This window comes from Ectobacillus sp. JY-23 (assembly GCF_023022965.1).
GTDB lineage: Bacteria > Bacillota > Bacilli > Bacillales > Bacillaceae_G > Ectobacillus.
The window spans coordinates 393,913-407,032 of sequence record NZ_CP095462.1 but is presented as its reverse complement, the minus strand read 5'-3'; the positions used below and the strand labels follow the sequence as shown (position 1 = coordinate 407,032).

The 13,120-nt window shown below is 39.3% G+C and carries 9 protein-coding genes; 4 read left to right on the top strand and 5 right to left on the bottom strand.

Annotation, left to right across the window (positions count from 1 at the left end):
• Positions 1 to 58 precede the first annotated feature (58 nt).
• Positions 59 to 1,732, top strand: a complete 1,674-nt coding sequence (locus MUG87_RS02185; RefSeq protein ID WP_247085111.1) for an acyl-CoA dehydrogenase family protein — start codon at positions 59 to 61, stop codon at positions 1,730 to 1,732.
• Between the two features lie 1,235 nt (positions 1,733 to 2,967).
• Here MUG87_RS02185 and MUG87_RS02180 read toward each other — a convergent pair.
• The 5 genes from MUG87_RS02180 to MUG87_RS02160 form a co-directional block, all read right to left on the bottom strand.
• Positions 2,968 to 3,105 (bottom strand): YjcZ family sporulation protein, encoded by a 138-nt coding sequence (locus tag MUG87_RS02180; protein ID WP_124564697.1) that lies wholly within the window; start codon positions 3,103 to 3,105, stop codon positions 2,968 to 2,970.
• A gap of 254 nt (positions 3,106 to 3,359) precedes the next feature.
• On the bottom strand, positions 3,360 to 3,557 hold the full coding sequence (locus MUG87_RS02175; protein WP_247085109.1) for a hypothetical protein: 198 nt from the start codon (positions 3,555 to 3,557) through the stop codon (positions 3,360 to 3,362).
• A 116-nt stretch (positions 3,558 to 3,673) separates the two neighbouring features.
• A complete protein-coding gene (locus MUG87_RS02170; RefSeq protein WP_247085107.1) occupies positions 3,674 to 7,813 on the bottom strand; it encodes a tetratricopeptide repeat protein in 4,140 nt (1,379 codons plus the stop codon).
• Between the two features lie 96 nt (positions 7,814 to 7,909).
• The gene (gene lepB / locus MUG87_RS02165; protein WP_247087451.1) at positions 7,910 to 8,458 is read right to left on the bottom strand and encodes a signal peptidase I; all 549 of its coding nucleotides are present in this window, start codon (positions 8,456 to 8,458) and stop codon (positions 7,910 to 7,912) included.
• A gap of 82 nt (positions 8,459 to 8,540) precedes the next feature.
• The gene (locus MUG87_RS02160) at positions 8,541 to 9,320 is read right to left on the bottom strand and encodes an undecaprenyl-diphosphate phosphatase (protein ID WP_247085105.1); all 780 of its coding nucleotides are present in this window, start codon (positions 9,318 to 9,320) and stop codon (positions 8,541 to 8,543) included.
• Between the two features lie 118 nt (positions 9,321 to 9,438).
• Between MUG87_RS02160 and MUG87_RS02155 the strand changes: the two genes are divergently transcribed.
• The 3 genes from MUG87_RS02155 to MUG87_RS02145 are packed head-to-tail and all read left to right on the top strand — an operon-like array spanning position 9,439 to position 13,106.
• Entirely contained in the window at positions 9,439 to 10,938 is a 1,500-nt protein-coding gene (locus tag MUG87_RS02155) for a spore germination protein (protein ID WP_247085103.1), read from the top strand.
• 16 nt (positions 10,939 to 10,954) lie between these two features.
• Positions 10,955 to 12,052 carry a GerAB/ArcD/ProY family transporter gene (locus MUG87_RS02150; protein WP_247085101.1) on the top strand — a complete coding sequence of 366 codons (1,098 nt, stop codon included), beginning with the start codon at positions 10,955 to 10,957 and terminating at the stop codon, positions 12,050 to 12,052.
• Entirely contained in the window at positions 12,039 to 13,106 is a 1,068-nt protein-coding gene (locus MUG87_RS02145) for a Ger(x)C family spore germination protein (RefSeq protein ID WP_247085099.1), read from the top strand. Before MUG87_RS02150 ends, MUG87_RS02145 begins: the two co-directional genes overlap by 14 nt.
• Positions 13,107 to 13,120 lie beyond the last annotated feature (14 nt).

The window sequence follows — 13,120 nt, the reverse complement described above, 5'->3', positions numbered from 1 at the left end:
AAAGGAAAAATGATGTCGCACGTCAAATGAATAGAAAGTAGAAAAGAGGGGGGATTTGATGAACGCTTCGGAATTAGTAGCGCAGCAGCTTCGTAATTTTTATACGGAAGACACGGTTTTGCAGACGCTTTTGAAAGAATATGTAGATATAGAATTGTTTACCTATACACATGAAGTATTAACACGTTTCGGCGCACGTGTCGCAAATGAAATAGATGAACGTGCGCGGTATACCGACCGTGAAGGGCAGCCGCAGTTGATGAAGTACAACAAAATGGGATATGATATCTCAGAAGTATGGGTAAATGAGGGATACAAGCAAACCGTAGCAGAAACATACGCAACTGGTATTGTTGGTTATGTACATAAGGATATCCCCAGACTTGGTCGAAAAGGAGATTATACGTATAGCTTTGCACTTGGCTATGTGCTGTCACAAGCAGAAGCCGGATTTTACTGTCCGGTTACCTTAACGATGGCTACAGCCTACTTATTGGATCATTATGCATCAGATGCTGTGAAGGAACAATTTTTAGGTCATGTGTGCGCTACAGGAGATCTACCTTTATACGAAGGGGCAACCTTTTTAACAGAAAGACAAGGAGGGTCGGACGTTGGGGCAAATATAGTAAAGGCCGTGCAGAAGGAAGGGGTTTTTCACTTGTACGGAGAAAAATACTTTGCTTCCAATGCTGGTATGTGCGGCGTTGCGATGGTTTTGGCACGAATGGAGGGAGCATCAACAGGATCTAAAGGCTTAACACTCTTTGCTGTGCCATGGCGTAGAGAAGACGGGTCATTAAATGGCATCCGCATTCGTCGTCTCAAAGACAAGCTAGGGGTAAGAGCCGTTCCATCCGGGGAAGTCGAATTTGACGGTGCTAAAGCCTATGTTGTTGGTGATCCTGCCAAAGGATTTTATTATATGCTGGAAGCGCTTAATTTATCACGTATTTGCAATGCTGTTGCATCGGTAGGGATTATGCGGCGTGCACTTGCAGAAGCAAAAGAATATGCCAGTAAACGAACCGCATTTGGTCAACCCTTACTTGCGTTTCCTATGGTGCAGCATACAATCAGCAAGCTAACAGCTAAACACGCGGTCGAGCTCGCTGCTGTTTTTGATATGATTCAGCTTTACCAAAAGGTGACAGATGAAAAAGCATCTGGACAAGAACGCATCTTAAACCGCTTATTTATCGCACTTATGAAGAAAGAAACCGCGGAACAAGCCATTCATTTCGCGCATGAAGCCATTGAAATGCACGGCGGTAATGGCTATATTGAAGATTTTGTCACGCCAAGACTTCTCCGTGATGCCCAGGTGCTTACCGTTTGGGAAGGAACCTCCAATATTTTAGGTCTCGAACTCATAAGACTTGTGAACAAGTTTAATGCTCACACATTGTTTATAGAAAATATGAAACAGCGCATGCATGACTTGCCTGAAGAGGAAATGAAAGAAATTGTGAATTGTAAATTGCAGGAGTTAGAAACAAAACTCCATATTTTCGCTCAATTAGATCATGACAGACAAACACTAGAAGCAAAACAGCTCGCTAAAGAAATGGCAAATCTATATGAAAGTGCCGTTGCATTGCAGCTAGCCAGCAAATACGTGGATGTATACAGCAAAATTGCAGAGATTTTTATAGAAGAAACGTGGGGACTGCACAGCATCGGTGAGGAACCAAAAGCGATTCGTTATTTTAGAGATGTAGAGAATGTTTAAAAGAAATACAAACAATGAAATAATTAAGTGATGGAGCAAACCATAAAGGGCCAAAAAGTTTGTACATCTGGATAACAAAATATTAATTTAATGCTATGTGTAATTGAATTTACACATATTTTTTTGTCTTCATTTACGGACAAGAAATTTTGTACATTTTATACTAAGAACAATTTGATAAATCGGTCATTCAATATGAATAAGTTCTTAATGAAGTACTTTAAAGAGGTAAGTCTGCCATCACACAATCATCACACAAATCTGATAATACTTTTAAAAAGGTGTAATGAAAGTTTCAGGGCGCAAATTTCTCGTGAAGTAGATAAACTTCCAGATGAGTATAGATTCAAAATCACCGATATCTTGAAATGAAAAGGGGCAGCTTTTGTAGCTGCTCCTTTTCATTTAGTTAATGCACTAATTCGTGCAGCAAGGCATAATCAATAACAAAAATAGGCAGCACTGAGAGTCATATATACAGAATGTTGTATAAATCGTCTGCACAGGGAAGGGGGTATATCAGTCAAATTGGTAGAACGCGCATTGGTATGCAGAAAGTTCATGAGACACTTGAAATCGTGTGAATAACTGTCAATCGTCCGTATGGATTAGTTTTTCTCAATCTGGATATATAAGATGAATTCATCAAACGCTTGTGTTAATCGCATACATAAAACCTCCTGTAAGAAACATGGTGAAATCTACACAATAGCGCTCGTTATGGTCAACAAACATTATCGTCAACAAATGCCGCGACGTGTTGACCATAGTAAAAACTATGTCAACTTGGAGAAGGGAAGCCTTCTGCTAATTGAGTTTTTTTGTCAGTTTACATAATACAAATTATAGGAAGTGATTGATTTGTAAATATTCCTGTCTCTCAAAAGAAGAATACTCTTATTTTTGAGACAGAAGAGATTTGTAACGATTATTCGTATTAGCTTTTGATTAACCATTCGGTTCATTTGTTTGATGTTTTTATCTTACCTCAATATCACTTAGCAAATTTTGATTCTCTTAAGTTTCTCTTTCTCAGTATCTTCACATTCCAAAACAACGATTTATAGAGTGCTCTAACACCCCTTTTTAATCATTTTCCTGAAGACCAGCTGTCTGTCTCTTTTTTACTGGCGTATGATATTCCGTTTCCTCTTAGTAGCTATAAACAAGATTTCATCATGTTAAAGATGAAAAATAAAAACCCCAGTAACTGGTACAAGGGTTTTTAAAAGTGTTTAGCAATCACGATGACAGAAGCTTGCTCCAATAATGATGAGTAGGATAAACAATACAACGATGATTGCGAAACCGCTGCCGCCTCTTTGATAGCCGCAATATCCGTAAGTTGGTGCAACATATGTTGGTGCACACATGGATGGAGCAGTGTAAGACGGAGCTACATACGTTGGAGGAGCCATATTGGCACCTGCTACAAGTGGTGCATTGTTATTACTATACATATTAAACATCATCCCTTCTTTTGTAAGGGAGGTAAATGCAGGATACGTTATATCATACGCCTATCTACGTATTTGGAGCACGTCTAATTCAAAAATAATCTATCGGGTTCTCAGCACCTTATTTACCTGATAAATAAAAAAGATCCATGAAGGATCTTTTTCTTTCATTAAAATTTGCGCGGTGTTGGCAACATATTCGGTTGATTTGCTTGTGCACCCATGACGCTTGTATTTGGCATCATATTCGGTGTCATTGGCATAGTCATAGCTGGTTGCACATAAGTTGGTGTTGGATAAAATGTTGTGCAGCAAATTTGTTGCGGACGCGGCTGACATGGTAAACAGTAAGGATTTGGATAATACATGTTTGATAACCCCCTTGGTTTGTCTCATTACTGTATATGTTCACAGATGGACAAACGAGCCTGTCCCTTAGCCTAGCATGAAAATTGTGTGTTTGTCCTTTCCAATTTAAGTAGTTTTACATCTGCTGTATAGACAGGACATGCAATTCCGGATCATGCTCGGCAAGAGATTCGAAATAACCGCTCTCATCGTCCGCCAAAACCCTAGCAAGCTCTTCCCTTGCCTCTTCTACCCTATGCAATGCTGCTAAATAACGAGCACGATGATAACGTCCCATTAGATCATCCGCATCTACGGAGAGCAATTGATCCATTTGTTTTAATGCTTCAAGCGTAAAACCTAATTGATGCTGCGCGATACTCATTTCTACATGCAGTAGGCCGTCTGCCGCATGCTGCTTTAGCCCTTTTCTTATTAATGTAACTGCTTCCTCATATCGTTCGTTCTCATTATACAACCTTGCAAGTGCAAGGTAATGTTCACTCGTTGGAATTTGCTCCACCAGGCGTAAAAAGATGTGTTCTGCCTCTTCTCTATCTAAATCCGCCAATATATACGCATGCAGGCGCCATAGTAGTGAATCTACAGGCTGTTCCTGTAGTAACTGCTGTGATAAGTGTAATGCTTCCTCTAGCATATCCTCACTATTTGCATGATGTAACAGCAATGCAGCGAGCTGGTAGCCCGTTTCATAATTCCAACTCTTTTGTAATGCTTGCCGAAGCGTGTTTGCTGCGTCATCGGTCAGATTGGCATTCTCATAAAAGTTCGCAAACCGCTGCGCTGCATCATGATTGTTAGGATATAGCTTCAATGCAGTTTCATATAAATCAATCACTGTTCCTACCGACAGTAAGTGTTTGGTAAATGATGCAATCTTTTTCAACGCTTTCTTCCAGCCAGATGTATCTCCTTCCTGTTGCTGCATAAGAAAAGGCTCCATTGCTGTTGCCGCATACATAAACGCATAACTTTTATCTTCCGCAGAAAGAGATAATTTCTGCAGCATACTAGACACATATAAGAAGCCTTTACCTTGCTTCATCGCTTGTAGATACGGTGTATAAAGACCTTCATGATGGACTTGTGTTTTTATGAGTTCAGCGATAATGTTACTTGCCTTTTTGTGTTGCTTTTGCACAAGAAACATTGCGTAATGCTGCATGACTTCAGCTTGTTGTTCATCAAGCGCAAACGCTTGTTGTAGGTAACTCTCTTCTTGTGCCGCATTACCGATTGCACCGTATAGATATGCCAAACTGTCCATTCGCCAATTTTCAGGTACATTGTCCATCGTTTGCAGTACGTCCAGTAGTTCTTTATGCCTCCTGGACGTGGTAGCCATAGAAGCCAAATATTCCATATTCATACGAAGCGGATCTTGCTTTACCGCTTGCAACATATGGTGCCATTCCCTTTCCTCATTCTCCTCTAAATGATACAATTCTGCCAGCTTTACATGAACTGTAGAAACGTCATCAAATGCTAAGCATTTCTCATAATACGTACGAGCGCGTTCCCACTCATGCATCGCTTCATATGTTTCTCCGAGTCGATAATATGGAAGAAAGTCTTCTTTTATATGTAAAGCCGTCTCGTACTGTGCAATTGCTTTTGTATACTGTGTTTGCTGCTCATATAAAACACCTATAGAACAAAGGAGTATGATATGATCAGGTTCTTTATCCAATAGTTTATGAAGAAACTGTATCCCTCTTTGTATATACCATGTGTTTTGGATACAACTCACATACATATCTATCGCTTCTTTTGTTGAAATGAAGCACATCCCCCGCTCTATCATTGACAATGCTTCCTCTGCTTCGTCCTCTTGCGTAGCATAATCCCAAAGTGTCTTTCCTGCATTGAGTAAGAAGTCACCCTCTGTTTTAAATTGCGGATAGATTGCAAAGAGATATTCCTTTCCCTTACGTGCGTTTTTTCTCATATATACATTGACTAAACCTACATGAGAAAACATATGATTGGGGTTGTGTGTGAGAGCAGCTTGATACATGTCTTCGGCCGCTTCCAATTGATTTCGTTCATAATAAAAGTCAGCAAGACGTTCGCATAGAAGGAGATCTTCCTTCTTCGCTATACCTTCTTTAAGGATGGATACAGCCTTTTCCTCATCACCATACTCAAGTTCATAAAGTTCCGATAATTGTAGGTACGAATAAGGCATCATCGGTTCTAATTCTTTTACAACCGTGAATCCTCGAACAGCTAAATGAAGCTTTCCTATGTTTCTGGCACAGCGCGCTCTTTCGTACCATACATAAGCATCACGGCGATCTTCTTGTACAAGTTTATCAAATATATCATACGCTTCCTGAAAACATTCCATGTCCATTAGAACCAGACCGTGGTTGACCAGTACAAATCTGGTTTCTGCCCGTTCTCTCGCAATCGTAGAGCAAAGCAAGGCTTTATCATGCTGTTCTTGATACAAATAACTGAGCGCCATGTAGCTCCACGCCGCTGGTTGATCTGGATCCAATTGTAACGATGTACGAAAATGAGTCACAGCTTCTTCATAACGCTCTTCATCCAAACGAATACGCCCTAAAACAAAATGATACATGGGGCTATGGGTCTTTTTCGTAACACGCTTAAGCATATGGTAAGCGCGCTCTTTTTCATCTATGCGCACAAGACAATGCGCAGCATGCATATTGATATAATTTACATTCGGGTAGGCTGTAGTAGCACGGTCTATACAATATTCGATAAGTATTTTATCATCATCAGCACCAAATACCTTTAATACATATAGCCATGTATATGGTATGTCACGATGCCGATTTAAAAACAAAACGAGTTCTGAAAAGGTAAGTGGATGTTTTTCAACATCATCGAGAATCGAAAATAGTTGTCTAAAATACGAATCATCAGAGCTTGGCAATATATCCGCAATTTGTTTTTGATGACACGGTATACACACAATCGATAAATAGTGTGTATTTATATGTTGCTGGCGGAAATTTTCATATGTAAGTAAAAATGGGTCTAATGAGTTTGTATCGTGTACATAAAAGCTTTGTAAACGCTCATCATATCCCATCACTACTTGTACATGAGCCGCCTGTTCAAAGTCAACCGTCATCAAAATGGGAATTCCCGCATCTAATAACTGTTTATATAAGGCAACCTCACCCGTAAAATAGCGACACACAAATCCTAGTGATTCTCCATAAGCAACAGCTTCAGAAAGTTTCGAACCACTTTGGTCAAATATATGTGCACCAATTTCATCTTGATTTTTCGTTTCTCCAAACAAACGCAGCATCATCTCCATGCTAGCTGGCACACAATAATTATCCTTTTGTAATACAGCAGTAACAGGAAGCTTCACGTTTTTTCCTTCCGGAGTTGTAACAATACGTTGATACGGTGATGTTTTTAAAGAAGGGACTGTTTGTAAAAGGTTTATCAAATGAGATTCCTTTTGCTGTTCATAATACACATGAGCTCTCATGTCTGCGAAATACGCTTTATATACATGAAGGGGAAGTTTCTGATCAAAGTGATTCAGTTCCTCCAACAATTTGTCATATTGTTTTAACTCACGTAAACGCCGAATACGCTCCATCTGTAGTGCCGGAACTTGCGGATATTTTATAATTCCTTCCTCTAACAGCTGCAGTGACCGCGCATGCTCTCCCTTTGCAGCATAAAGGTGTGCGAGAAAATACCAGCATACATCGGCGCGATCACCGCCTTGTGTCCCGCGTAAAAAGAATGCTTCTGCTTCTTCCCAGTCACCTCGCTGCATATGATAATAGCCCCATCGATCGTCCGATACCGGTCCATATCCTTCTGCTCGTTGCAAATGTAACAACGCTTCATTATACCGATACATGTCAAGTAAACACTTCGCTAACGTAACATGAAGCCTTCCCTTATCTTGATCTGAAGCGTCATTCAGCGCCTTTAGCAACAATTCTTCCGCATCTAGTGGTTTTCTTTCACTTAACAATTCCTCACAAAGCCAGCTAAGCGTTCTAGGTGTTTGAAACCGTGCATACGCATATCGAACAAGAAACGCGCTATATTGATACATATAGCACTCATCCAAAAGACGAATCAGCGCATAGAAATCATCTTCACATGAAATACCGTCTAAATACATTTTCACATACGAAAAAGATTTTTTTGCTTTGATGTCATGAATAATCGTTACAATTTCATGTGATGCATCTATAAACTTTTTTTCTTCCAATTGCGTTTCTATATGTGTAAAACTCCTCATCCCTACACCCCTTTCTATTTCTTATAGTTTACAATTTACATAGGGTGCACTCAATGCTTTTTCCAAAAATAGGTCCGAAGCCACACGGCTCCGGACTTATTCACTAAATATTTTTTTACCTAGAACATGATCAATTGGAACAAAGCCAATCTCTCGGCTATCTCGGCTATTATTACGGTTGTCTCCCATCACAAAGACGTGGTATTTCGGCACAACCCACTTACCTTCATTCATAACCATCATCGGTTCTTTTATGTATGTTTCTTTTAGCGGCTTTCCGTTTCGATACACTTTTTCATTCTTTAGTTCAATCACATCGCCAGGCTTTCCAATGATGCGCTTTACATATAAAAACCCTTCTGGCTGTTCTGGAGACAATAGCTGATAAATGGCATTCTCTGAAACATCATCTGACCAGCTTCGTTCCCGATTAATTCGACTATCAATAATCACAATATCCCCGTAATCAGGTGTTGAACGAAAGGTGTGTGACAGCTTGGACACCATAATGCGTTCTTGATCGTGTAGCGTCGGATCCATCGAGTGCCCTTCGACGCGGTACGGCTGTATAAGAAAAACGCTTGTGAAAAAAGCCAGTGCCAACGCGAGTAAAATGGAGCGCACCCAGCTCCATATTTCATTAATTGTTTTCTCTTTCAATAACACCACGCCTTTCCATTCTTAGTAAGACAAGAGTACCATGATTACCCATCTGGAGACAATGCTTTTAAAACAATCCTGTATATTGCAAGAACAAAATGAGCAGACCGAGTCCCCATACATAATAAGCAAATATCTTAAGGGAGTGTTTTCGTAAGTACTGGATCATCCAAGAAACTGCAATATATCCGAAAAATGCAGCAGATACAGCACCTATGAATAATGCCGTACCGGAAATGGCTTCTGCTTTTCCTTGAAATAAATCAGCTGATTGCAATACGATACCACCTACAATAGCGGGTGTAGATAATAAAAAAGAAAAGTATGCTGCTGTTTCACGATCTAACTTCCGCCAAAGTGCGGCAACAATGGTCATACCTGATCGTGAAATCGCCGGAAAAATAGCAAAAGCTTGAAAGGAGCCAATGAAAAGTGCGTCTCCATATGTAATATCTTTCATTTTCTTCCTGCCGCCTTTTCCCAGCTCTGCCCAATATAAAAATACACCAGTGGCCAAAAATTCCCAACCAATTGTTATCCCTGTTTTAGAAATCTCGTCAAAAAAATCTTTGCATAGTAGCCCTACAATAACTGCTGGAATTGTTCCAATGACCAATAGCCAAGTTAATCTCCCGAACGGTTTTTTCAACATATCTATAAAGTCACGCTTATAATAAACAAACACAGCAAGCAATGTTCCAATATGAAGCATTGTATCCAAAAACAAACCTGCTTCATCGAGACCGACTAAATGTCGTCCTAAATACAAATGACCTGTGCTGCTAATCGGTAAAAATTCTGTTAGACCTTGTATAATCCCAAGTAAAAATGCTTCTAACCAGCTCATTCTGTCCCCTCCTCATCAGGCTCGTACCAATATATGAGATACATGTCTGATTCATGCGGATAGAATAATTCTTTTTAAATATTCCATAATAAGTATGAATTGGCAGGAGGTGCATGCATTGCAACGAACGCAGAGCGAATTTCCTAAAGACACAAACATTACAACTATCCAGCAGCTTTTTAAAACACTCGGTGATTCATCGGATTTTGTTCGCTATCCCATTCACGAAAGCGATAATGCTATGTGGGTTTCCTTTTTTAGGACAATGCTTGATGGAAACATTGCACAACGGGACTTTTTGCCGTATTTAAAAGAAGCACAGGTAACATCCTTAGAAGAATTACAGCAATTATTGCCGCTAGAAGTGATGGAAATTATATCTGACCTTGAAAAAATCCAGCTACTTATCGTAAAAGGATATGCTGCTGTACAATTGCGTGAATATGATGAACGATTTTTGCTGGTGAAGGTATCCTCTGACACATATCGTACATCTGCTACAGCCATCAACGAATCGACGATTGTAGGTCCACAAGAAGCATTTATTGAAGATATTGACACGAATATTAAGCTTGTACGAAAGCGTTTACCCTTGCCATATTTAAAAACAACGGGGCTTGATGTAGGGACGATTTCTAAAACAAATGTAGTTGTTATGTATTTAGATGGGATTGCCGATCCAGTTAATGTGCAAACCATTCTTCAAAAATTACAAGCTATTACCTTTGATCAAATATTAGATAGCTCTTATATCGAGCAGATGCTCGAGGATAATACACATTCTATTTTTCCTTTATTTATGAATACTGAGCGTCCGGATCGTGTTGCTTCCGCACTAGGAGCTGGTAAAGTTGCTATCTTTGTCGATGGATCCCCCTCTGTGATTATGGCACCTACAACCTTCCTGGATTTTTTTGTTTCAACTGAAGACTATAATGTATCTTGGATTATTGGTACTTCGTTTCGGTTATTGCGTCTTATTGCTTTGATCTTTTCTGTGTTCGCAACACCCTTGTATGTAGCTATTATGACATTTCATTATGAACTCATTCCGCGTGATTTATTACAAACATTAATATCTTCACGATCTACAGTTCCCTTTCCACCTTTTTTGGAAGCGTTGTTTCTAGAAGTGATTATCGAATTGCTCCGGGAAGCAAGTACAAGATTACCTGTAAAAATTGGGCAGTCACTCGGTGTTGTAGGAGGAATTGTTGTCGGACAAGCGACAGTGCAAGCTGGTTTATCGAGCAATATCCTGATTATTTTTGTTGCACTTTCCGCACTTTCAGCTTTCACATCACCTCTATATAAAGTAGGTTTCACCATTCGGTTCATTCGTTTTCTTTTACTTGTATTAGCGCAAGCATGGGGTATGCTTGGCATTGCAATCGGTTTTTTATTTATCGTAACACATATGCTTCGTTTATCCTCTTTAGGTCGTCCGTATACGGGAGTGGTCCCGTTTCGTAAGCAACACCTTTTGGATACATGGATTCGTTTGCCCTTTTTTAAGCAAACAAAACGCACATCACAAACTAGCTCTCCTCATCCAAATCGCACGACAGTTGAGGATTATTCACATCTTAAACCACGTACTGACTTTGATGAATGGTAAAAAGGAGATGAATCATATGAAACAAATTCCCCCTCACTTGCAAGTCTCTCCTTACTTTGCCTTCTTTTTAATTCATAGCAGTCAAGTTGGAGTAGGTATTATTGGGTTTCAGCGCATCATTGCTAAAAGTGCCGGTTATAATGCTTGGATTGGACTCATTATCGCTGGGGTGGCTACTAATGTCCTCATATGGATTATGTATCGGCTTCTTAATTGCGCAAAAGGTGATATTACCGATATTCATAGAGAACTTTTTGGTAAGTGGATAGGCGGTTTTATTAACACCATTATTATTTTCTACTTTTTAATGGCCTGCGTGTCTGTATTACGGGGATACATCGAGGTGGTACAAGTATGGATGTTTCCAGGGATACAAACAGCAGTATTAGCACTATTATTTTTAATTTTAAGCTATTATATTATTTCTGCTGGGTTTCGCACTGTAGCTGAAATTTGCTTTTTATCTGTTATCATTCCGTTTTTTATTGTAATTGGTCTCTTTTTACCGATTAAATACAGTCATTGGGACAACTTACTCCCACTGCTAAATCATTCATTCCCTGCGTTATTACAATCCGCAAAAGACTCTGCCTATACATTGGCCGGATTTGAGGTGCTGCTTATGTTTTATCCTTTTATAAAGAATGCCTCCTCGTCACACCGCTATGCACAGTGGGGCGTAACCTTTACAACCATCCTGTACTTGTTTTCCACTCTCTTTACTTTTGCATTTTTTAGTGAAATGCAACTATCACAAACTATATGGGCGCAGCTTTCCATGTTTAAAGTAATTAGTTTTTCTTTTCTACAAAGATGGGAGTATTTAGCTGTATCGGCGTATGCGTTTGTTATTATATCCAATATCGTATTGCCGCTTTGGATGGCAAGTAGAGGTGCGAAGAAGGTATTTCGCATCCAACAGAAGTACACACTCTTTGTAAGCCTTGTGGTCGTAATGATCGTATGTGAAATGCTGAATGATCGATATACTATGAATACTTTCTTTAATGGTGTAGCACAATTTGATTTATATTTTATAGGTGTATACATCCCTATCTTAACAGGAGTATATCTACTATATAAAAGGAGAAAACAAAAGCATGAAGCGGGCTAAATTTCTGTTGGTATGTACCTTGCTATGCGGCTGCGCAGAGAAGCATATCATCGATGATGTGAGCTTAATTCAAGCTGTCGGTTACGATGTAGGAAGTGATGGACGCATCAAAGGTGTGAATCTTGTACCCATTTATAATGAAGCGCACAAAAGTTCTGCCGAATTGTATATGTCAGAGGCTCACACTAGCAAAGCTATTCGCTTTCAAAATAATCACTCTGCCTCCAAACCGCTAGTGGGTGGTCAACTACAGTTAGCATTATATAGTAAAGAACTCGCTCAAAAGGGTATATATCCTATTTTGGATACATTAAATAGAGACCCCATTATTGGAAATTTAATCATCTTGGCAATCGTAGATGGTTATGCGGAGCCTTTATTGAAAAGTAAATACGCTAATAGCCAAAATGCAGCCATTTATGTCACAGAGCTCCTGCAGCAGATGATGAAAAATGATGTATTGCCACAGAGCAATCTCCATTCGTTTTTATTTGATTTTTTTCAAATGGGTAAGGATCCATATCTTCCTATAATTCGACAACAAAAAGATAAAGTTACAGTAATTGGTCTCGCTTTGTTCAAAGGTGATAAATATGTAGGTATGATTAAAAAAGAACGACTATTTGCGTTTAAAGCATTAATACAGGGATATGAAAAAGGGATGCATGAATTTAAAATTAGCAACAATGAGTATGTGATGTTAGAGAGTATGCGTACGTCTCATAAGTATCGTATGCAAACTCATTCTCCTCCATCTATTGATATTGATATCTCCGTAGAAGGGCGCATTCAGGAATTTTCAAATCGTAAACCATTAACAGGTGTACGATATATCAAAACACTTGAAAAAAAGATGGCAAAGCAACTTGAGACAGAAGCAAGTGCTGTAATTAGCCAATTAAAAATCCTACATGTGGATCCACTAGGGTTAGGAAATCGATATCGCAAACAGGAAACTCATCTCACAGAAACACAATGGGAGAAGCTATATGAAAAAATTCCAATCCGTGTTCATGTACGCTTAAAAATTGTGGAGCAAGGCGCTGTAGAATAAAAAAAAGTCCTGCA